We start from the raw sequence: 20744 nt of genomic DNA, 5'->3' as shown, positions 1-20744 counted from the left end.
TTTTTGAACGATGAGGTTATGCCGCCAACAACTCTTTTGCGTTAGCCAGTGTATTACGGGTGACTTCGCTGCCACCAAGTAAACGAGCCAATTCTTGCAAGCGTGAGCGCTTATCGAGCGGCTGCATGTGAGTTTCGGTCATTTCACCGTCGGTTTCTTTACTGACAAAGAAGTGATGATGGCCACAGCCTGCAACTTGCGGCAGATGCGTGACGCACATAACCTGGGTTGACTCGCCGAGCTGGCGCAATAATTTACCCACCACTGCCGCTGTTGGGCCGCTGATACCGACATCCACTTCATCGAAAATCAGCGCTGGTGTTTCCATTTTACGTGCGGTGATCACCTGAATTGCCAGCGCAATACGTGAAAGCTCGCCACCCGAGGCCACTTTCGCCAGCGGTTGCAACGGCTGGCCAGGGTTGGTGCTGACGCGGAAATCAATGCGGTCCGTACCTTCTGCTGTCAGGTGATTTTCATTGAATTCAACGTCAATGGCGAGTTTGCCGTGAGGCATAGACAAAGAATGCATGCTTTCAGTGATCAGCTCGCAAAGTTCCGCCGCGTAGTGTGCGCGACGCTGGTGTAATTCGCGTGCGGTGCTAAGCGCTTGCTGATGATGGATGGCTACCGCTTGCATCAGTTCATCCTGAGAGCTGGCCTGATCGTCCAACTGTTGAAGTTCTTCGAGCAATTGCTGATGAAAAGCGGGTAGCTCTTCTGGAGAAATATGGTGTTTGCGTGCCAGCGAGATTTGCCGCGAGATACGCTGTTCCAGTTCGTACAAACGATTTGGGTCGAGATCGAGGCGATCGCAGTAATGGCGTAGCTCGTCACTGGCTTCCGAAATCTGAATGTTAGCTTCTTCAAGCATATTTAATACGCCAGAGAGTTTGCCATCCATTCCAGCCAGCTCTTCCATCAAATGACGAACGGTATACAGTTGGCTTTGCAGGTTATTGTCTTCGCCATCAGCAAGGATCGCCAGCGCTTGCTGGCTGACGGAGATCAATTGCCCGCTGTTTGCCAGACGTTTGTACTCTTCATCGATTTGCTCAAATTCACCTGCAATCGGTGAGAATTCATTGAGTTCTTTCAATTGATAATTCAGTAACTCGCTGCGGGATGCGCGTTCCTGAGCAAGTTGTTGGTGTTGTGCCAGAGTGCGGCAGCTTTGATGCCAGTCGCGATAGTTCTCTGCCATTTTTAAAAGCAGTGCGGATTCACCCGCATAACCATCCAGCAGGTTTTTTTGATGTTCTGGTTTTAACAAAAGCTGGTGCGCATGTTGACCATGAATTTGAATCAGCATCTGGCCGAGGTCGCGCAATTGCGAAAGAGGAACCGCCGTGCCGTTAATAAAGCCACGTGAGCGGCCATCGCTGCTGATAACGCGGCGCAGCAAGCATTCACGACCATCATCAAGTTGATTTTCTTCTAGCCAACGCAGGGCGGCAGGAGTGTCTTTCAAAGAGAAGCGGGCGCAAAGATCAGCTCGGCTGGCACCCTGACGCACCATATCAGCTTCAGCGCGGCCGCCAAGACACAACCCTAAGGCATCAATAGCAATAGATTTACCGGCACCCGTTTCACCGGTAATGGCGGTCATGCCGTGATGAAAATCGATTTCCAGTTCACGAACGATTGCGAAGTTACTGATGGTGAGTTGTGCCAGCATAATAGCTTTCCTGTATGAAAAGACATGACTGTGTTTTCATACAGTATAAACTGGTTTTATATACAGTAAAGAGCTAGTGGCACTTTTTAGAATAATTTTTTCGACCAGCCAAGCTTTGAACTTAATGTGTTGAAATAACTGTAATCTTTAGGATGAATGAGATTGAGGTGATAGTCGCAGCGGCGAATCAAAACATTTTCCCCTTCCTGAATGGGCAGGGCAATCTGGCTATCGCAACTGATTTCAAGGTCACTGCGCATATGCGAGAAACGCAGGCGGATGGTACTGCTGCTGTTAATGACCAACGGGCGAGCAGAAAGCGTGTGCGGGAACATCGGCACCAGTGTAATGGCATCCAGTGACGGGGTAAGAATAGGTCCGCCTGCCGAGAGCGAGTAGGCCGTTGAGCCAGTGGGCGTCGAAATTATTAGCCCATCGGAACGTTGTGAGAATGCGAAGACTTCATCGATATAGACCTCGAATTCAATCATATGAGCGACTTTGCCCGGATGCAGAACCACTTCGTTGATAGCGGTGCTCAGGCGCGTCGGCGTGTCCTGCTGGCACACCTGTGCTTCGAGTAAGAAGCGGCGCTCGGCGATGTAATGCCCTTCGAGCACATCGGCCAGTTGTTGTTGTGCGTTGTCTGGGTCAAGGTCGGTCAGAAAACCGAGATTGCCACGGTTGATGCCGATGACTTTGATATCGTAACGGGCAAGTACACGCGCGGCACCTAGCATATTGCCGTCGCCGCCGACCACGACCGCAAGATCAGCCTGTTGCCCGATTTCCGCCAGCGTGCCAGTTTTCACATTCTGGAGGTTAAGTTCCTGGGCGATTTGCTGCTCGACAATCACGTCGTAGCCTTTTTTGCATAGCCAGCGATACAGCATTTCATGCGTGGTGAGGGCTGTAGGGTGACGTGGATGCCCGACAATACCAATGCAGTTGAAATGTTTGTTCATTATGCTGAAGGTCCTTATGCGCAGATATGCCGTCTTATTATGACAATATGTCACGTTCCCTTGAATCCCGGAAACTGATCCCCATAATAAGCGAACCAGCGAGATGAATGCTAAAAACGCGGAGAAATTCATGAGTAGTAAAGATCAGAAAACACCAGACGAGCAAGTCTCGGACGAAATTGCAATGGAAAGCCACGAAGAAGTCGAGGCCGTAGAGGGTGCCGAAGTGGTTGATCCGCGCGATGAACAAATTGCCGATTTAACAGCGCAACTGGAAGAAGTTCAGCAGCGCGAGCGTGACAGCGTGTTACGCAACAAAGCGGAAATGGAAAACCTCCGTCGCCGTACCGAACTCGATATTGAGAAGGCGCACAAGTTCGCTCTGGACAAATTTGTCAATGAGCTGCTGCCGGTTATCGACAGCCTGGACCGCGCTCTGGAAGTGGCAGACAAGTCCAATACCGATTTAGCCGCTATGATTGAAGGCATTGAATTAACTCAGAAATCAATGCTGGATGTGGTGCGTAAATTTGGTGTGGAAGTGGTTGGCGAGACCAATGTTCCGTTCAATCCGGATGTCCATCAGGCGATTGCAATGGTTGAGTCCGAAGATGTTGCACCAAACCATGTGCTGATGGTGATGCAAAAGGGTTACACCCTGAATGGCCGCACACTGCGCGCAGCAATGGTTTCTGTGGCTAAAGCCAAAGCGTAATTCGCACCATTGCTTTAAATAAAAAGCCAGCCTTCGCGGCTGGCTTTTTTGTGTCTGCTACAAAAGCGATTTACTCTTGGACACTCTCTCGAAGCGGCGTAACTGGGGTCACGCGGACTTGCTTAATCATGTTGTCCTGCACGTCGAGAATATCAATATCGTAGTGGCTTAAGCGCACACGCGTTTCAACAGCCGGAATCTCTTGCAGCTCTTCGAGCAACATACCGTTGATGGTGCGTGCTTCATCTTCCGGTAACGTCCAGTTGAACGCTTTGTTGATTTCACGCACGTTCGCACTGCCTTCGATAATCACGGAACCATCGTTTTGCGGCATCACTTCTTCGGCGAGTGTTGGGGACATTGACGTGGTGAAGTCGCCGACAATCTCTTCAAGAATATCTTCGACCGTGACTAATCCCTGAATGTCGCCATATTCATCAACGACCAGGCCGACTTTTTTCTTATTGCGCTGGAATTTTACCAGTTGCACGCTGAGCGGAGTGCCTTCCGGGACAAAGTAAATTTCATCGGATGCACGCAGCAAGGTTTCCTTGGTGAACTCCTGCTTTTCCGTCATCAAACGGTAGGCTTCACGCACTCGCAGCATGCTGATGGCGTCATCCAGCGTGTCGCGATACAGCACAATGCGCCCGTGAGGAGAGTGCGTCAGTTGGCGAACGATAGATTTCCAGTCGTCGTTGATATTGATACCGACGATTTCATTTCGCGGCACCATGATGTCGTCGACGCTCATTTTTTCGAGATCCAGAACAGAGAGCAGCATATCCTGGTTGCGACGGGAGATTTTTGTGTGTGACTCATGCACCAGGGTACGTAATTCGTCTTTGTTTAGCGCGCTACTGACGGTGCTGACGTTTTTGATACCCATCAGGCGCATCAACATACGCGTGATGATGTTTAGCAACCATACCAGGGGCATCATCAGGATTTGCAGCGGGCCGAGCAGGAAGCTACTCGGGAAGGCGACTTTTTCTGGGTACAGCGCGGCGATAGTTTTTGGCAGCACCTCAGCAAAGACCAGAACCACGAAGGTGAGGATACCGGTTGCGATAGCAACGCCAGCATCACCGTATAAACGCATGCCGACGATTGTGCCAATGGCTGAGGCCAGAATGTTGACCAGGTTATTACCGATGAGCACTAGGCTAATCAGGCGGTCTGGCTTGCGAAGCAGTTTTTCGACCCGTTTAGCGGCGCGGTTGCCCTGTTTGGCTAGGTGGCGCAGCTTGTAACGGTTAAGCGTCATCATGCCGGTTTCAGAGCCGGAGAAGTACGCTGAAACGACTACCATGATGATCAGTGTGACAATCAACGTAGTCGTTGAGATCTGTTCCAAAAGGATTTCCTTTATAAAGACAACATTAGCCGACGAATTGTTGCAGGACGCGGCTACCAAAATAGGCGAGAGTCAGAATCGCTGCACCCGCGACGTTAAACCACACCACACGGCGGCCACGCCAACCTTCATGATAGTGTCCCCAAAGTAAAACGATGTAGACAAACCATGCGAGAATCGACAACACCGCTTTATCGACGTTTTCGAGGCTGAAAAGATTTTTCAGATAAAACAGGCCGGTGCATAGAGTTAACGTCAGCAGGACCACACCGACTTGGGTGATATGAAACATTTTGCGCTCAATGCTCATCAACGGCGGCATTTCAGCACGGAAGGCGAGTTTTTTATTTTTGAGCTGGTAGTCAATCCATGCCAGCTGTAGCGCGTAAAGTGCAGCAATAATCAGCGTGGCGTAGGCAAAGAGTGACAGACCAATATGCACCATCATACCTGGTGTTGTTTCCAGATGGGTGATGAATTCATTGGGCATAAAGGTGGCAAGCGCCAGGTTGATGAGCGCAAATGCGTAAACAATTGGCAACAGTAGCCAACCGCGATTGCGTGACGCAACGATGGTCATCACCGTGCAAATCATCAAACTGACGAGTGAGCCGACGTTAAGCAAGCTGAGGTTCTGCCCCCCGTCAGCGTTAAAAATACGAGCTTCAAGCGCCAGGCCGTGACTTACCAGAGCGATAACAGCAGAGATGATAGCGAAACGACGCCATCCGCTGTTTTTTGTCAGCAGACTTGGGATAATCAGCGCGAGGCTGCTGGAATAGGCTACAAGCGCAAGGATTGCGAAAACAGGCATATAAAGTGTCGGTCAATTAGCCAGAGAAGAAAAAAACCAGTATAACGTTACCTGCCGCCTGCTCCAACTCTAACCGTTGCATCACACCAAAGGCGGCTTCATGTTATAATCCGCCAAATTCTGTTTTGTGTCGCAAGCTGCGGCCCTAAGTTACCACGTTAGGCAAAAGACAATGTTTGATAATTTAACTGACCGTCTGTCGCGCACACTGCGCAATATCAGCGGCCGCGGGCGGCTGACTGAAGAGAATGTAAAAGAAACACTGCGCGAAGTGCGCATGGCATTGCTGGAAGCGGACGTTGCGCTGCCGGTGGTGCGTGACTTTATCAGCCGCGTAAAAGAAAAAGCGGTTGGCCATGAAGTTAACAAAAGCCTGACTCCGGGTCAGGAGTTCGTCAAAATTGTGCGCGCCGAACTGGTTGCGGCGATGGGCGAAGAGAATGCCAGCCTGAATCTTGCAGCACAGCCGCCAGCCGTTGTGCTGATGGCGGGTCTGCAAGGTGCGGGTAAAACCACAAGCGTAGGTAAGTTAGGTAAATTCCTGCGTGAGAAGCACAAGAAAAAAGTGCTGGTGGTGTCTGCTGACGTTTATCGCCCTGCGGCGATCAAACAGCTGGAAACGCTGGCTGAACAAGTCGGTGTCGATTTCTTCCCGTCTGATGTCGGTCAAAAACCGGTCGATATCGTTAATGCGGCGCTGAAAGAAGCGAAGCTGAAATTCTTTGACGTGCTGCTGGTGGATACCGCCGGTCGTTTGCACGTTGATGAAGCGATGATGGATGAAATCAAACAGGTTCACGCTGCGATTAACCCAGTTGAAACTCTGTTTGTTGTCGACGCCATGACCGGCCAGGATGCGGCAAATACCGCAAAAGCTTTCAACGAAGCGTTGCCATTGACGGGTGTTGTACTGACCAAAGTCGACGGTGATGCACGTGGTGGTGCGGCTCTTTCCATTCGTCATATCACCGGCAAGCCGATTAAATTCCTCGGCGTAGGCGAAAAGACCGAAGCGCTGGAGCCTTTCCACCCGGATCGTATCGCTTCTCGTATTCTGGGGATGGGCGATGTTCTGTCGCTTATCGAAGATATTGAGAGCAAAGTTGACCGTGCTCAGGCGGAAAAACTTGCCACCAAACTCAAGAAGGGCGATGGGTTTGATCTCAACGACTTCCTTGACCAGCTCAAGCAAATGAAAAACATGGGCGGCATGGCGAGTATGATGAGCAAACTGCCAGGTATGGGGCAGTTGCCGGATAACGTTAAGTCGCAAATGGATGACAAAGTTCTGGTGCGTATGGAAGCGATTATTAATTCCATGACGCTCAAAGAGCGTGCGCAGCCAGAGATTATCAAAGGTTCACGTAAACGTCGTATCGCGATGGGTGCGGGTATGCAGGTGCAAGACGTCAACCGTCTGCTTAAGCAGTTCGACGACATGCAACGCATGATGAAAAAGATGAAGAAAGGCGGAATGGCGAAAATGATGCGCGGCATGAAAGGTATGATGCCGCCAGGTTTCCCAGGCCGTTAATTTCTGTAATTTTTGTTTTGCTTGTAAAACAAAAATTGATTTCCGCTCAGGAATGAGTACAATTTTCGGGCTTTTAATATGACACCAGGCTCCATCCCTCGATGGGGCCTGGTGTTTTATTCACTAAAGAGGATGTTATGGTAACTATTCGTTTAGCACGTCACGGCGCTAAAAAGCGTCCGTTCTACCAGGTTGTTGTTACTGACAGCCGTAATGCACGTAACGGTCGCTTCATTGAGCGCGTTGGTTTCTTCAACCCTATCGCTGGCGAAAAAGACGAGGCAACTCGCCTGGATCTGGATCGCATCGAGCATTGGGTTGGCCAGGGCGCAACCGTTTCTGATCGCGTATCTGCGCTGATCAAAGCAGCAAAAAAAGCAGCTTAATCTGTCACGGTGGTCATGATGAGCAATCAAATCTCCGCAAAGGCACCTGTTAACCCAATCGTATTGGGTAAGATGGGATCCTGCTACGGTATTCGAGGTTGGCTCAGAGTGTTTTCCTCCACCGAAGACGCCGATAGCATTTTTGACTATCAGCCCTGGTTTATCCAGAAGGCGGGTCAGTGGCAGCAAGTACAGCTGGAAAGCTGGAAGCACCACAATCAGGATCTGATCATCAAGCTGAAAGGCGTTGACGATCGGGATGCGGCGAATCTACTCACTAATTGCGAAATTGTGATTGATTCAGCGCAATTGCCAGGTCTCGAAGAGGGCGATTACTACTGGAAAGACCTTATGGGTTGCCAGGTGGTAACGACTCAGGGATATCAGCTCGGTAAAGTCATCGACATGATGGAAACCGGCTCAAATGACGTTCTCGTCATTAAGGCAAACCTGAAAGATGCGTTCGGTATCAAGGAGCGGCTGGTTCCGTTCCTCGATGGGCAGGTTATCAAGAAAGTCGATCTCGCTACTCAAACCATTGAAGTAGATTGGGATCCTGGTTTTTAAAACCTCCGGATAAACGGTAAAAGACGGCGTTATGGGGATTGGCTTGTGTTTATTGGTGTAGTTAGCCTGTTTCCAGAGATGTTTCGTGCAATTACCGATTTCGGGGTAACTGGCCGGGCAGTAAAAAATGGCCTGCTGAGCATCCAGAGCTGGAGTCCACGTGACTTCACTTATGACCGACACCGTACCGTGGACGATCGTCCTTACGGCGGCGGACCGGGTATGCTCATGATGGTAAATCCTTTGCGGGAAGCCATCCACGCAGCGAAAGCAGCGGCGGGAGAAGGTGCTAAGGTTATCTATCTGTCACCTCAGGGACGCAAGCTTGATCAAGAAGGCGTCTGTGAACTGGCAACAAATGAGAAGTTAATTCTGGTTTGTGGCCGTTACGAAGGGATAGATGAGCGCGTAATCCAAACCGAAATTGATGAAGAATGGTCAATTGGCGATTACGTTCTCAGCGGTGGTGAGTTACCAGCAATGGTATTGATTGACTCAGTTTCACGGTTTATTCCGGGAGTTTTGGGTCATCAGGCATCAGCAATCGAAGATTCGTTTGCCGATGGATTGCTGGACTGCCCACACTATACTCGTCCTGAAGTGTTAGAAGGCATGGAGGTTCCGCCAGTTTTGCTGTCGGGAAACCATGCAGATATTCGCCGTTGGCGCCTGAAACAGTCGCTGGGCCGTACCTGGCTTAGAAGACCTGAACTTCTGGAAAACCTGGCTCTGACTGAAGAGCAAGCAAGGTTGCTGGCGGAGTTCCAACGTGAACACGCAAATACAGCAACATAAACATGATGGGATGGCGTAAGCCCCCGATTATCAGTTTACCCAGGATAAGAGACAAAATTATGAGCAACATTATTAAGCAAATTGAACAAGAACAGATGAAACAGGATGTACCTTCATTCCGTCCGGGTGATTCCGTGGAAGTGAAAGTATGGGTCGTTGAAGGTTCTAAAAAACGTCTGCAGGCATTTGAGGGCGTGGTTATTGCAATCCGTAACCGCGGTCTGCACTCTGCATTCACTGTTCGTAAAATTTCCAACGGCGAAGGTGTTGAGCGTGTATTCCAGACTCACTCCCCAGTAATCGATAGCATTACTGTTAAACGTCGTGGTGCCGTTCGTAAAGCTAAACTGTACTACCTGCGTGAGCGCACTGGTAAGTCTGCTCGTATTAAAGAGCGTCTGACTAAGTAAGATTCGCTAACGCGACATCCATATAAAGGGCTGCCATTTGGCAGCCCTTTTTTTGCTTAATGCATGAAGGAGTCCTGAAAGCCTTTACGACTCGCTTTTTCCCATTGCGCTTGCCGCTCGGCTACATCCGGAAGTGTTTCGCAGCTGGCTGGGAACGACTTTCCGCTTTCTCCCAGGATCTCTAAAAATTTAGGATCACAAATCCGCTCCTGGCCACCGGCATAACCTTTTAACCATTCTTCACGGTCAACATTTTCATCGTTATGCAAATGCGCAATGACAGGGTTGCTTCTTATGGGTTGTCCCGACATCGCATCATCCCAGCCAGCCTGATACCAGTCGGTGGGGGCGGGCGTTGGGGCATGGGTATAGGGGTCGACATAACAGCCAGTCAATAACAAGGCAGGAATCAGAGCTAGGTAACGCATTCCGGGATATCCATTTCAAAGGGTATTCTCTGAGCATAGAGTGGTTATGGTTCCCATGACGTTATTTTTTAAAGAATGCATGAATGCGCAGCAAACGGGCTTGTTTATGCAGGGTGTATATTTTTATTTACGTTTATAATGTTTTAATGTGCCTTAAACGGCAATTATTTTGTTAGTGTAACGTATTGTTTACGTAAAATGGATTGCAATCTTTACTAAAGATGATAAGGTAGCTCCATCCTCACTGAGGAAACGACTATCGCAAACGAGCTAACAGGATCGCCATCATGCAAAAAGACGCGCTGAACAACGTTCATATTTCTGACGAACAGGTACTTATCACTCCGGACCAATTGAAAGCGGAATTCCCGCTGACTGCCGCTCAGGAAGCGCAGATTGAACAGTCCCGTCAGACGATTTCCAACATTATCGCTGGCCGCGATCCTCGTCTGTTGGTGGTGTGTGGACCTTGCTCAATCCACGATCCTGAAACCGCGATTGAATATGCTCGTCGTTTTAAAACACTGTCTGAACAAGTTAGCGATAGTCTGTACCTCGTGATGCGCGTCTATTTTGAAAAACCACGTACTACTGTGGGCTGGAAAGGATTGATTAACGATCCTCATATGGACGGCTCGTTTGATGTTGAAGGTGGTTTGAAAATCGCACGTAACTTGCTGGTAGAGCTGGTCAGCATGGGCCTGCCGTTGGCGACCGAAGCGCTTGATCCAAACAGCCCGCAATACTTAGGGGATCTGTTCAGTTGGTCTGCAATCGGTGCGCGTACTACTGAATCTCAGACTCACCGTGAAATGGCGTCCGGCCTTTCTATGCCAGTTGGTTTCAAAAATGGTACTGATGGCAGCCTCGGTACTGCGATCAATGCGATGCGTGCCGCATCTATGCCGCACCGTTTCGTCGGCATCAACCAAGCGGGCCAGGTTTGCTTGCTCCAAACTCAGGGAAATCCTGATGGCCACGTGATTTTACGCGGCGGCAAAGCGCCAAACTACAGCCCGGCAGATGTCGCGCAGTGTGAAAAAGAGATGGAGCAGGCGGGACTCCGCCCGGCCTTGATGATAGATTGCAGCCATGGCAACTCAAACAAAGACTACCGCCGCCAGCCGGGCGTCGCTGAATCAGCTGTCGCTCAAATCAAAGATGGCAATCGTTCTATTATTGGCCTGATGATTGAAAGTAACATCCACGAGGGAAATCAATCTTCAGAGCAACCTCGCAGTGAAATGAAATACGGTGTTTCCGTAACAGATGCATGCATCGATTGGGAAACGACAGAGACTTTACTGCGTGAGATTCATAAAGATCTGAACGGTACGCTTGCGGCGCGTCAGGCATAAGAGGTTTTACTATGGTGGCTGAATTGACCGCGCTACGCGATCAAATTGACGAAGTGGATAAGGCGTTGCTGGGGCTACTGGCACGCCGCCTGGAACTGGTAGCAGAAGTTGGCGAAGTCAAAAGCCAGTATGGTTTACCGATTTATGTCCCGGAACGTGAAGCTGCAATGTTGGCTTCACGCCGCAAAGAAGCTGAGGCTTTGGGAGTTCCACCGGATCTGATTGAAGATGTTCTGCGCCGCGTGATGCGAGAGTCTTACTCAAGTGAGAACGACAAAGGTTTCAAAACACTGTTTCCTGCGTTACGCCCGGTGGTTATCGTCGGTGGTGGTGGTCAGATGGGGCGCATGTTTGAAAAGATGCTCACTTTGTCAGGCTATCAGGTTCGTATTCTTGAAAAAGAAGACTGGGCTAAAGCGCCAGAGTTAATGGCTGATGCTGGAATGGTGATTGTGAGTGTTCCGATTCACATCACAGAACAGGTTATCGCTCAATTACCCCGGCTGCCTGATGACTGTATTCTGGTCGATCTCGCATCCGTGAAGAATGGCCCATTGCAAGCTATGTTGGCTGCACATCAGGGACCTGTGCTCGGTCTGCACCCTATGTTTGGCCCTGATAGCGGAAGCCTTGCGAAGCAAGTCGTGGTTTATTGTGACGGTCGTCAGCCTGAAGCGTATCAGTGGTTCCTTGAACAAATTCAAGTTTGGGGTGCGCGTTTACACCGTTCCACAGCAGTTGAACACGATCAGAACATGGCGTTTATTCAGGCGCTGCGCCACTTCGCAACTTTTGCCTATGGTTTGCATCTTGCTGAAGAGAATGTTCAGTTAGAGCAGTTGCTTGCGCTTTCATCGCCGATTTATCGCCTGGAACTGGCAATGGTAGGGCGCTTATTTGCACAAGATCCGCAGCTTTACGCAGACATTATTATGTCTTCAGAAAGCAATCTGGAGCTGATTAAGCGCTATTACAAACGTTTTGGTGAGGCCATTAGTTTACTGGAGCATGGCGATAAGCAAGCGTTTATCGACAGTTTCCGTAAGGTTGAGCACTGGTTTGGTGATTACGCACAGCGCTTCCAGAGTGAAAGCCGCACTTTATTACGCCAGGCTAATGATAGCCGCCCGTAATTGTGAAATAGTTTTATAATTGAAAGCCATCGGGGAAACTCGTTGGCTTTTTTTATTGGCAAAAGGATAGAGAAATGGCACAGCCGCAGGTTCTGTTCGATTACACCGGCCACTTACCTGAATGCCCGACATGGAGTGCAGAAGAAAATTGCCTCTACTGGACAGACATTCTCGAAAATGAAATTCATCGCTATAACGTCGAAAGCAAAAAACACGATGTAATCCAATTTTCAGAGGAAGTCGGCTGTTTTGCTTTATGCGAAACGGGCGGTTTTATTGTTGCGCTGCGAAGTGGAATTTATCTCACCAATCGCACTGGGCTTATCACTCGTAAAGTTTGTGATAATCCCAATAATCCGGCTTTGGCTCGTTTCAATGATGGTGGAACTGACAGAGAGGGGCGTTTTTACGCCGGAACATTTTGGGGGCCGGGCGATTACAACGGTGCGTTACTGTGCCGCGTGGACAATGATCTGACGCCGCATGTCATCCAACATGATATTCACGGTGCTAACGGTTTAGCGTTTAGTGAAGATAAAAAATGGATGTTTACCTCCGATACGCCAAATCGAGTGATTTACCGAACCCCTTTAAATGAGCAAGGTGAACCGGGCAAACGCGAAGTGTTTAAGCGTTTCGAGCCAGGGCAAGGCATTCCTGACGGCGCCGCAATTGACGTGGAAGGCTGCTACTGGACAGCATTGTTTGATGGCTATCGGATTGCCCGTTTATCGCAAACGGGTGAAATACTTGAAGAATACCGGTTACCGGTGCGATGCCCGACAATGGTGTGCTTTGGCGGCGATGATATGAAAACGTTGTTTATCACAACGACGCGAGAAAACATGGATGATGCAGAAGTTGCTGCGAAGCCATTATCTGGGGCGATTTTTATGCTCGGCGTCGCGGTTGCGGGAATGCCCAAACTGAAGTTTAAACAGACACAGTAAGCCAGCATGGCGCTGGCTTACTGCCAGTGTTATGCCGGATCGACTGGAACTACGTTTTCGCTTGGGTAGCAGCCGAGCACTTTCATGGAGCGAGTGATTTCACCCAGTTCGCGCAGAGCTTTACGCATCGTTTCATCGTTCAGGTTTGCCTGAACATCCAGATAAAACATCTCTTCCCACGGATTGCCGTTAATCGGGCGAGATTCCAGTTTCGTCATAATCAGATTGTGATTACGCAGAACCAGCAGCGCTTCTACAAGAGCACCGGCTTGTTGACCGGTAGCGATCAGCAAGGTCGTTTTGGCAGGGACCTGGTCGGTCACTTCTACTGCTTTGCGTGCCAACACAATGAAACGGGTAATGTTCTGTGTCTGGTTTGCCAGGTTGCGTTCAAGAACTTGTAAGCCATAAAGCGCACCGCCGGCTTCGCTGCCTAGCGCTGCAACATGTGGTGAGTCTGCCTGCGCGACTTTTTCCATTGCAGCGGAGGTGCTTTCGCAATACTCAATTTTCCAGTTTGGATAACGGTTGATGAACTGGCTACATTGCTGGAAAGGTTGCGGATGGCTGTATACCGTCTGAATAGTGTCTAAATCGGTAGTACCTTTGACTAACACGCAGTGGTCGATTGGCACGGTCATTTCAGCAACGATAGACAAACTGGTGTGCTGTAATAAATCGTACACATCATTGATGGCACCTGAACTGGTGTTTTCTAGCGGTACGACGGCGTAATCGGCCTGGCCCGTTTCAACCTGGTTGAAGATGTCATGGAACTTAGCGCAGCCACTTTCAATAAACTGTTCAAAGTGACGAGCGGCATACTGACGAGCGGCAAGGTGCGAGTAAGAACCTTTTGGGCCGAGGAACGCGATTCGAGCTGATTGCGGATTAGTTTTATTAAGATGCTGCTGCAATAGCGTTTGCTGTGTCAGGACTGAGTCTTCAATGATGAGCTGAAACAGACGAGTGATGTAATGGGCGTCCAGATTATGCGTTTTACCCAGAGTAATCAGGCGCTCCAGCAAATCTCGCTCACGATCGATATCACGCACTGGGCGATGAGTTGCAAGTTTGGCCTTTCCGACTTCTACAGCCAACAAGCGACGTTCTGCCAGCAAAGCCAGCAGTTTTACATCCAGTGCACTGATTTTATCGCGTAGTCCCAGCAATGGGCTTGTCTCACTCATAACGCTACCTTTTTAAATTCCATAAAAAAGGCCTCCCCGCTGGGGGAGGCCTGTTTGTTCGTCTTCGCATTCTTTATCACACGACGAATTGCCTCCCATTCAGGGGAAGGTAAAAAAGAATGCGAAGAAAAACGGAAATAATTTCATGGGCGGTTCCTGATAAGTCGTACAAGTAAGGTACCCGGTCTGTTTTCGCTCTGTCAATAAAAAACGCGCCCGGAGGCGCGTTGGTATGATTGATAAAGCTAAAATTTACTCTTCTTCAATTTCCGCGATAGCAACGTCTTTCACTGAGCCTGCTGTGCGACGCGCTTCACCTTTGTGTTGCACTTTATTCAACTGCCGCTCCAGTTTGTTAATCAAATCGTTGATAGCCGTATACATATCATCGTGTTTAGCGCTCGCTACGAGCTGGCCGTTTGGCGTATTAATGGTGGCATCAGCCACAAATCCTTTCGGTTCTTTGGACAAAACAATGTGTGGATTAATTAGATGAGTTTGCCACTTGTCCAGTTTAGTGAGACGGTCTGCGACGTGCTGACGAATAGCTGGGGTGATTTCCATTTGCTTGCTGGTAATGTTCATTGTCATAAAGTTACCTCTTGTCTTTCCCGTCTTGGTAACTCCAGCATACCTTTCTGAATGTCAAAATGTGTGATGTGAATCACACTATTTTGTCACTTTTTGTCAGCAAACCCTTTTTGTGAGGCAGGACAGGATCTCTGTTTTTTAAAGCTTGTGGAACGAAGAAATAGCGTCCATATTTGATGGGATGACCTGACGCTAAACCGTTTCAGTTTGGTGTTTCAGGCAATAAAAATGGCAGCCACCAGGGCTGCCATTTTGTTTTTATAAATCAGCTAATCAGGCTTTGCTGCTATTAGCCGCGATAATTTTAGCAACTTTATCGGCCTGAGCCGGCATTTGCATTTCGCGGTAAGCATTTTCCATCAACTTCATACCATCACGAGTGGCCTGAGTATCAGGGAAATCGCGCAACATTCCCTCGACACGGTTAACTACTGCAACCCACGCGCCGCGTTTAGTGTAGTATTGCGCCACCGAAAGCTCATATTTCGCTAAACGATCTTTCAGGAACACCAGACGCTTGGTGGCATCGGTGACATACTGGCTGTTCGGATAACCACGAACCAGTTTAGAGAAATCGTTGAAAGCATCACGAGCATGAGCAGGATCTCGGTCTGAACGATCTACACCGAAGAAACCTTGTAATGCGCTATCATCCAACGCCATGTCCGTCAGACCACGCATGTAAAGTACGTAGTCGATGTTTGGATGGGTAGGATTCAGACGCATAAAGCGATCGATCGCAGCCTGAGCCAGCGGCAAATCAGCGTTCTTATAGTAAGCGTAAATAAGATCTAACTGCACTTGCTGTGAGTAAGGCCCGAACGGATAACGGTTATCCAGCGCTTCCAGTTGCGTTATCGCCGCTTTAAAGTTACCGTCCTGCAACTTTTGCTGGGCAGTCGCATAGATCTCAGAAGGTGGATTATCAGGAACCTCATCCTTGGAACTGGAGCAACCAGCCAAAGCCAGGCTCAACGTGGCTGCTGCCACCAGATATTTCATACGCGTCATGACGTTTTGACTTTCCTCAGAATGTTATCCGGGAGGCTCACAGTACCAGCTCCCGATAAAGACCAGCTACAATAGCACACTATATTAAACGGCATTGCCGTAAAACCCAACGTTAACGAAGAAGCTGTCTATGGCACAACTAGTACAACTCACCGCAACAGTGTCCGAATCTCAACTCGGTCAACGCTTAGATCAAGCTTTGGCCGAATTGTTCCCTGATTATTCACGATCGCGCATAAAAGAATGGATTCTTGAACAACGCGTGCTGGTCAACGGCACGATCAGCGACAAGCCAAAAGAAAAAGTATTGGGTGGCGAGAGCGTCACAATCAATGCAGAAATCGAAGAGGATGTGCGCTGGGAACCACAAGATATCCCGCTTAATATTGTCTATGAAGATGACGATATTCTGGTGATTAACAAGCCGCGTGATTTCGTTGTGCATCCTGGTGCGGGTAATCCTGACGGAACCGTACTAAATGCACTGCTGCATTATTATCCACCGATTGCCGATGTGCCGCGTGCGGGCATTGTGCATCGTCTGGATAAAGACACCACCGGTTTGATGGTGGTGGCGAAAACAGTACCGGCGCAAACTCACCTGGTTGAGGCTTTGCAATTACGCGAAATCACGCGTGAGTATGAAGCGGTCGCAATTGGTCATATGACGGCAGGTGGCACAGTAGATGAGCCAATCAGTCGCCATTCGACCAAACGTACACATATGGCTGTGCATCCAATGGGTAAACCTGCGGTTACACACTATCGAATCATGGAGCATTTCCGTGTTCATACGCGTCTGCGCCTGCGTCTGGAAACCGGCCGTACTCACCAGATTCGTGTACACATGTCGCATATCACTCATCCGTTGGTTGGCGATCAGCTTTATGGTGGTCGTCCGCGCCCACCAAAAGGTGCATCGGAAGAGTTTGTCAGCGTGCTGCGTAAGTTTGACAGGCAGGCTTTACACGCAACAATGCTGCGCCTTCATCACCCGATCAGCGGTATGTTGATGGAATGGCATGCGCCAATTCCTCAGGATATGGTCGAGTTAATTGAAGCGTTGCGCGTTGATACAGAACTCCACAAGGACCAACTGGACTGGCTATGAGTAAATTGATCGTCCCGCATTGGCCGCTTCCTCAAGGAGTGGCGGCGTGCAGTTCGACACGTATTGGCGGCGTGAGTCAGCCGCCTTACGACTCGCTTAATCTGGGGGCTCACTGCGGTGATAATCTGGATGATGTCGAAGAAAACCGTCGCCTTTTCTTTGCCGCAGCAATGTTGCCCTCTAAGCCTGTTTGGTTAGAGCAGGTTCACGGCAAAGATGTCTTAAAACTGACTGGCGAACCTTATCTGTCCAAACGTGCTGATGCTTCATACAGCTCAACGCCAGATACTGTTTGTGCGGTAATGACTGCTGATTGCCTGCCGGTGCTATTCTGTAATAAGGCCGGAACGGAAGTTGCGGCTGCTCATGCTGGATGGCGCGGCCTGTGCGAAGGCGTTCTTGAAGAAACCGTAGCTTGTTTTAAAGACGTGCCAGAAAATATTATGGCGTGGCTTGGCCCGGCTATCGGACCTGAAGCATTTGAAGTTGGCCCTGAAGTGCGTGAAGCGTTTATGGCCAAAGATATTCAGGCCGACAGCGCATTTCGCCCGTCTGGGGATAAATACATCGCAGACATCTACACGTTGGCCCGCCAACGTTTGTCAGCTGTAGGTATTACCCAAATTTATGGTGGCGACCGCTGTACCTACAGCGAAGCGGGTGATTTTTTCTCATATCGACGCGACAGAACCACAGGCCGTATGGCAAGTTTCATTTGGCTGTTATAACTTATTGAATCAAGACGATCCAGCGCAGGTAACAAACGCTTCAAATATTTCAGGTCATTAACCTTGAATAATTGAGGGATGACCTCATTTAATCTCCAGTAGCAAATTTGACCTGTTTATGGGAGGAGTTATGCGTCTGGATCGTCTTACTAATAAATTCCAGCTTGCTCTCGCCGATGCCCAATCTCTGGCTCTCGGGCACGACAACCAATTTATCGAACCCCTTCACTTGATGAGCGCGTTGCTCAATCAGGAAGGCGGATCTGTACGCCCTTTACTGACATCTGCTGGTGTAAATGCCGGAAAGCTGCGTACTGAGATCGAGCAAGCATTAAGCCGTTTGCCACAAGTTGAAGGGACGGGCGGTGACGTTCAGCCTTCGCAGGATTTAGTCCGTGCATTAAACCTGTGTGACAAACTGGCGCAAAAACGAAATGACAACTTCATTTCGTCAGAGTTATTTGTTCTGGCAGCACTTGAATCACGCGGAACATTAACTGATTTACTGAAATCAGCGGGTGCTACCACGGCAAATGTGACAGCAGCAATTGAGCAAATGCGTGGAGGCGAGAACGTGAATGATCAAGGTGCCGAAGACCAACGTCAGGCATTGAAAAAATATACCGTCGATCTGACCGAGCGTGCAGAACAAGGCAAGCTCGATCCGGTGATTGGCCGTGATGAAGAAATTCGCCGTACTATTCAGGTATTGCAACGTCGTACCAAAAACAACCCAGTATTAATCGGTGAACCAGGTGTGGGTAAAACCGCCATCGTTGAAGGCCTGGCGCAGCGCATTATTAATGGTGAAGTGCCGGAAGGTTTGAAAGGGCGCCGTGTATTGGCTCTGGATATGGGCTCGCTGGTGGCTGGTGCGAAATATCGTGGCGAATTTGAAGAACGTCTTAAAGGTGTGTTGAACGACCTTTCTAAACAGGAAGGTAATGTCATCCTGTTTATTGACGAATTGCACACTATGGTTGGTGCAGGCAAAGCTGACGGTGCAATGGATGCGGGCAATATGCTCAAACCAGCACTGGCTCGCGGTGAACTTCATTGCGTCGGTGCGACTACACTTGATGAATATCGTCAGTATATAGAGAAGGATGCGGCACTTGAGCGTCGCTTCCAGAAAGTATTTGTTGCCGAGCCTTCTGTAGAAGACACCATCGCGATTTTGCGTGGGCTGAAAGAACGCTACGAATTGCACCACCACGTGCAAATTACGGACCCGGCGATTGTTGCGGCTGCGACGCTATCGCACCGTTACATCGCTGACCGTCAGTTGCCGGATAAAGCCATCGACCTGATTGATGAAGCGGCTTCCAGCATTCGTATGCAGATTGACTCGAAGCCAGAAGAGCTCGACCGTCTGGATCGTCGAATTATCCAGCTCAAACTGGAACAGCAGGCACTGAAGAAAGAGTCTGACGAAGCCAGCCAGAAACGTTTAAGTATGCTTGAAGAAGAATTAGGGCAAAAAGAGCGTGAGTATTCCGTGCTGGAAGAAGAGTGGAAAGCTGAGAAAGCATCCCTTTCTGGTGAACAGACTATTAAAGCGGAGCTGGAGCAGGCGAAAATTGCCATTGAACAGGCTCGCCGCGTCGGCGACCTGGCCAGAATGTCTGAATTGCAATACGGGAAAATTCCTGAGCTTGAGAAACAGCTTGCAGCTGCCACTCAGAATGAAGGGAAAACCATGCGTCTTTTGCGTAATAAAGTCACTGATGCAGAAATTGCGGAAGTGCTGGCACGCTGGACGGGGATCCCTGTGGCGCGAATGCTTGAAGGTGAGCGCGAGAAACTGCTGCGTATGGAACAACAACTTCATACTCGTGTTATTGGGCAGAATGAAGCGGTTGAAGCCGTATCGAATGCAATTCGCCGTAGCCGTGCGGGCTTGTCTGACCCGAACCGCCCAATTGGTTCGTTCCTGTTCCTTGGGCCAACGGGTGTAGGTAAAACCGAACTGTGCAAAGCGCTGGCGAACTTTATGTTTGATAGCGATGACGCAATGGTGCGTATCGATATGTCCGAGTTTATGGAAAAACACTCGGTCTCTCGTTTGGTCGGTGCGCCTCCGGGGTATGTTGGTTACGAAGAGGGCGGTTATCTGACAGAAGCGGTTCGTCGTCGTCCTTACTCTGTCATTCTGTTGGATGAAGTTGAGAAGGCGCACCCGGATGTGTTCAACATCTTATTACAGGTTTTGGACGACGGACGCCTGACTGATGGGCAGGGGAGAACGGTCGACTTCCGTAATACTGTTGTGATTATGACCTCTAACCTCGGTTCCGATTTGATTCAGGAACGTTTCGGCGAGTTGGATTATGGTCATATGAAGGACATTGTACTTGGCGTTGTTAGCCAGAACTTCCGTCCTGAATTTGTTAACCGTATAGATGAAGTCGTGGTGTTCCATCCTCTGGGTGAAAAACACATCGCTTCTATCGCGCAGATTCAGTTACAGCGTTTGTATAAACGTCTCGAAGACCGTGGCTATGAAGTCACTATCTCTGAAGAGGCTCTGAAGCTGCTTAGCGAGAATGGTTATGACCCGGTGTATGGTGCAAGACCGTTGAAACGTGCCATCCAGCAGCAAATTGAGAACCCACTTGCTCAGCAAATCCTTTCTGGAGAGCTGATTCCTGGGAAATCTGTGCATCTGGAAGTAAAAGACAATCATATTGTGGCAGTGCAGTAAGTCACAAAAAAGATAAAACGAGCCCTTTGGGGCTCGTTTTTGTTTAAAAACTAGGCGATATGAGGGTTTTTAAAGGTGTGTTGCCTGGAAAGTGAGCGGTCGATGAGTATTTTGTATTTTAGTACTTGTCAGCCTCCGGAAAATCCCTATACTGCGCCTCCACTGACACGGCACAACGGCTTACAAACCGGCCCGTCAGCCAGATGAAAAGCGAAAATAAACGCTTGACTCTGAAAGAGGAAAGCGTAATATACGCCACCTCGAGTTAGCAAGCGAAAGCGCGTAACTCACTGCTCTTTAACAATTTATCAGACAATCT

Annotated in this window: 20 protein-coding genes, 1 pseudogene and 1 other annotated feature; of the genes and pseudogenes, 12 read left to right on the top strand and 9 right to left on the bottom strand. The window is 49.3% G+C overall.

The window, feature by feature from the left end:
- Positions 1-16: 16 nt before the first annotated feature.
- Complete coding sequence (recN, locus tag M2371_RS10915; protein WP_259267722.1) at positions 17-1678, bottom strand: DNA repair protein RecN; 1662 nt, start codon at positions 1676-1678, stop codon at positions 17-19.
- 86 nt (positions 1679-1764) lie between these two features.
- The gene (nadK, locus tag M2371_RS10910) at positions 1765-2643 is read right to left on the bottom strand and encodes an NAD(+) kinase (protein WP_259267721.1); all 879 of its coding nucleotides are present in this window, start codon (positions 2641-2643) and stop codon (positions 1765-1767) included.
- 130 nt (positions 2644-2773) lie between these two features.
- Between nadK and grpE the strand changes: the two genes are divergently transcribed.
- A complete protein-coding gene (grpE, locus tag M2371_RS10905) occupies positions 2774-3358 on the top strand; it encodes a nucleotide exchange factor GrpE (RefSeq protein ID WP_034497825.1) in 585 nt (194 codons plus the stop codon).
- A 70-nt stretch (positions 3359-3428) separates the two neighbouring features.
- On the opposite strand, the gene M2371_RS10900 is transcribed toward grpE, so the two are convergent.
- Entirely contained in the window at positions 3429-4715 is a 1287-nt protein-coding gene (locus M2371_RS10900; RefSeq protein ID WP_034497798.1) for an HlyC/CorC family transporter, read from the bottom strand.
- 25 nt (positions 4716-4740) lie between these two features.
- Entirely contained in the window at positions 4741-5529 is a 789-nt protein-coding gene (locus tag M2371_RS10895) for an inner membrane protein YpjD (RefSeq protein WP_034497796.1), read from the bottom strand.
- 172 nt (positions 5530-5701) lie between these two features.
- Between M2371_RS10895 and ffh the strand changes: the two genes are divergently transcribed.
- The 5 genes and pseudogenes from ffh (at position 5702) to rplS (ending at position 9221) form a co-directional block, all read left to right on the top strand.
- On the top strand, positions 5702-7063 hold the full coding sequence (gene ffh, locus M2371_RS10890; RefSeq protein ID WP_115627547.1) for a signal recognition particle protein: 1362 nt from the start codon (positions 5702-5704) through the stop codon (positions 7061-7063).
- A gap of 137 nt (positions 7064-7200) precedes the next feature.
- Positions 7201-7449, top strand: coding sequence for a 30S ribosomal protein S16 (gene rpsP, locus M2371_RS10885; RefSeq protein ID WP_034457320.1), 249 nt, complete (start codon positions 7201-7203; stop codon positions 7447-7449).
- An 18-nt stretch (positions 7450-7467) separates the two neighbouring features.
- Positions 7468-8016, top strand: a complete 549-nt coding sequence (gene rimM / locus M2371_RS10880; protein ID WP_034497792.1) for a ribosome maturation factor RimM — start codon at positions 7468-7470, stop codon at positions 8014-8016.
- 45 nt (positions 8017-8061) lie between these two features.
- Positions 8062-8830, top strand: a pseudogene (gene trmD / locus M2371_RS10875) (tRNA (guanosine(37)-N1)-methyltransferase TrmD).
- 40 nt (positions 8831-8870) lie between these two features.
- A complete protein-coding gene (rplS, locus tag M2371_RS10870) occupies positions 8871-9221 on the top strand; it encodes a 50S ribosomal protein L19 (RefSeq protein WP_034457314.1) in 351 nt (116 codons plus the stop codon).
- Positions 9222-9277: 56 nt separating this feature from the next.
- On the opposite strand, the gene M2371_RS10865 is transcribed toward rplS, so the two are convergent.
- Positions 9278-9649: a DUF2799 domain-containing protein gene (locus M2371_RS10865; protein WP_172893441.1), complete on the bottom strand. Its 372-nt coding sequence runs from the start codon at positions 9647-9649 to the stop codon at positions 9278-9280.
- A 287-nt stretch (positions 9650-9936) separates the two neighbouring features.
- Between M2371_RS10865 and aroF the strand changes: the two genes are divergently transcribed.
- The 3 genes from aroF (at position 9937) to M2371_RS10850 (ending at position 13090) form a co-directional block, all read left to right on the top strand.
- The gene (gene aroF, locus M2371_RS10860; RefSeq protein WP_034497787.1) at positions 9937-11007 is read left to right on the top strand and encodes a 3-deoxy-7-phosphoheptulonate synthase AroF; all 1071 of its coding nucleotides are present in this window, start codon (positions 9937-9939) and stop codon (positions 11005-11007) included.
- 11 nt (positions 11008-11018) lie between these two features.
- A complete protein-coding gene (tyrA, locus tag M2371_RS10855; RefSeq protein WP_259267720.1) occupies positions 11019-12140 on the top strand; it encodes a bifunctional chorismate mutase/prephenate dehydrogenase in 1122 nt (373 codons plus the stop codon).
- A gap of 74 nt (positions 12141-12214) precedes the next feature.
- Entirely contained in the window at positions 12215-13090 is an 876-nt protein-coding gene (locus tag M2371_RS10850; protein WP_172893443.1) for an SMP-30/gluconolactonase/LRE family protein, read from the top strand.
- A 29-nt stretch (positions 13091-13119) separates the two neighbouring features.
- Here M2371_RS10850 and pheA read toward each other — a convergent pair whose 3' ends face one another.
- The 4 genes from pheA to bamD all read right to left on the bottom strand — a co-directional run bounded on the left by pheA (position 13120) and on the right by bamD (position 15882).
- Positions 13120-14280 (bottom strand): bifunctional chorismate mutase/prephenate dehydratase, encoded by a 1161-nt coding sequence (gene pheA, locus M2371_RS10845; RefSeq protein ID WP_172893444.1) that lies wholly within the window; start codon positions 14278-14280, stop codon positions 13120-13122.
- A 21-nt stretch (positions 14281-14301) separates the two neighbouring features.
- Positions 14302-14428: a sequence feature (Phe leader region), on the bottom strand.
- Positions 14380-14427 (bottom strand): pheA operon leader peptide PheL, encoded by a 48-nt coding sequence (pheL, locus tag M2371_RS10840; RefSeq protein ID WP_193216298.1) that lies wholly within the window; start codon positions 14425-14427, stop codon positions 14380-14382. (Overlaps the previous feature by 48 nt.)
- A gap of 104 nt (positions 14429-14532) precedes the next feature.
- Positions 14533-14871, bottom strand: a complete 339-nt coding sequence (gene raiA, locus M2371_RS10835) for a ribosome-associated translation inhibitor RaiA (protein WP_034457302.1) — start codon at positions 14869-14871, stop codon at positions 14533-14535.
- A gap of 273 nt (positions 14872-15144) precedes the next feature.
- Positions 15145-15882, bottom strand: coding sequence for an outer membrane protein assembly factor BamD (gene bamD, locus M2371_RS10830; protein WP_259267719.1), 738 nt, complete (start codon positions 15880-15882; stop codon positions 15145-15147).
- A 130-nt stretch (positions 15883-16012) separates the two neighbouring features.
- Here bamD and rluD point away from each other — a divergent pair, with 130 nt between their 5' ends.
- The 3 genes from rluD (at position 16013) to clpB (ending at position 20425) form a co-directional block, all read left to right on the top strand.
- A complete protein-coding gene (gene rluD / locus M2371_RS10825; RefSeq protein ID WP_034497779.1) occupies positions 16013-16993 on the top strand; it encodes a 23S rRNA pseudouridine(1911/1915/1917) synthase RluD in 981 nt (326 codons plus the stop codon).
- The gene (gene yfiH, locus M2371_RS10820; protein ID WP_259267718.1) at positions 16990-17721 is read left to right on the top strand and encodes a purine nucleoside phosphorylase YfiH; all 732 of its coding nucleotides are present in this window, start codon (positions 16990-16992) and stop codon (positions 17719-17721) included. Before rluD ends, yfiH begins: the two co-directional genes overlap by 4 nt.
- Before the next feature lie 130 nt (positions 17722-17851).
- Positions 17852-20425 carry an ATP-dependent chaperone ClpB gene (gene clpB, locus M2371_RS10815; RefSeq protein WP_172893446.1) on the top strand — a complete coding sequence of 858 codons (2574 nt, stop codon included), beginning with the start codon at positions 17852-17854 and terminating at the stop codon, positions 20423-20425.
- The last annotated feature ends 319 nt before the right edge of the window (positions 20426-20744 follow it).

The organism is Buttiauxella sp. BIGb0471 (assembly GCF_024807715.1).
GTDB lineage: Bacteria > Pseudomonadota > Gammaproteobacteria > Enterobacterales > Enterobacteriaceae > Buttiauxella > Buttiauxella agrestis.
Note: the sequence above shows the minus strand (reverse complement) of the source record. Positions and strands in the feature narration are given on the sequence as shown.

Excerpts from the sequence above, each read along its gene's own strand:
- M2371_RS10865 (WP_172893441.1), bottom strand. The coding sequence starts at position 9,649 with ATGCGTTACCTAGCTCTGATTCCTGCCTTGTTATTGACTGGCTGTTAT.
- M2371_RS10895 (WP_034497796.1), bottom strand. The coding sequence starts at position 5,529 with ATGCCTGTTTTCGCAATCCTTGCGCTTGTAGCCTATTCCAGCAGCCTC.
- grpE (WP_034497825.1), top strand. The coding sequence starts at position 2,774 with ATGAGTAGTAAAGATCAGAAAACACCAGACGAGCAAGTCTCGGACGAA.
- rpsP (WP_034457320.1), top strand. The coding sequence starts at position 7,201 with ATGGTAACTATTCGTTTAGCACGTCACGGCGCTAAAAAGCGTCCGTTC.
- rluD (WP_034497779.1), top strand. The coding sequence starts at position 16,013 with ATGGCACAACTAGTACAACTCACCGCAACAGTGTCCGAATCTCAACTC.
- pheA (WP_172893444.1), bottom strand. The coding sequence starts at position 14,280 with ATGAGTGAGACAAGCCCATTGCTGGGACTACGCGATAAAATCAGTGCA.
- rplS (WP_034457314.1), top strand. The coding sequence starts at position 8,871 with ATGAGCAACATTATTAAGCAAATTGAACAAGAACAGATGAAACAGGAT.
- rimM (WP_034497792.1), top strand. The coding sequence starts at position 7,468 with ATGAGCAATCAAATCTCCGCAAAGGCACCTGTTAACCCAATCGTATTG.
- recN (WP_259267722.1), bottom strand. The coding sequence starts at position 1,678 with ATGCTGGCACAACTCACCATCAGTAACTTCGCAATCGTTCGTGAACTG.
- aroF (WP_034497787.1), top strand. The coding sequence starts at position 9,937 with ATGCAAAAAGACGCGCTGAACAACGTTCATATTTCTGACGAACAGGTA.
- M2371_RS10850 (WP_172893443.1), top strand. The coding sequence starts at position 12,215 with ATGGCACAGCCGCAGGTTCTGTTCGATTACACCGGCCACTTACCTGAA.
- ffh (WP_115627547.1), top strand. The coding sequence starts at position 5,702 with ATGTTTGATAATTTAACTGACCGTCTGTCGCGCACACTGCGCAATATC.
- tyrA (WP_259267720.1), top strand. The coding sequence starts at position 11,019 with ATGGTGGCTGAATTGACCGCGCTACGCGATCAAATTGACGAAGTGGAT.
- raiA (WP_034457302.1), bottom strand. The coding sequence starts at position 14,871 with ATGACAATGAACATTACCAGCAAGCAAATGGAAATCACCCCAGCTATT.
- nadK (WP_259267721.1), bottom strand. The coding sequence starts at position 2,643 with ATGAACAAACATTTCAACTGCATTGGTATTGTCGGGCATCCACGTCAC.
- yfiH (WP_259267718.1), top strand. The coding sequence starts at position 16,990 with ATGAGTAAATTGATCGTCCCGCATTGGCCGCTTCCTCAAGGAGTGGCG.
- bamD (WP_259267719.1), bottom strand. The coding sequence starts at position 15,882 with ATGACGCGTATGAAATATCTGGTGGCAGCAGCCACGTTGAGCCTGGCT.
- clpB (WP_172893446.1), top strand. The coding sequence starts at position 17,852 with ATGCGTCTGGATCGTCTTACTAATAAATTCCAGCTTGCTCTCGCCGAT.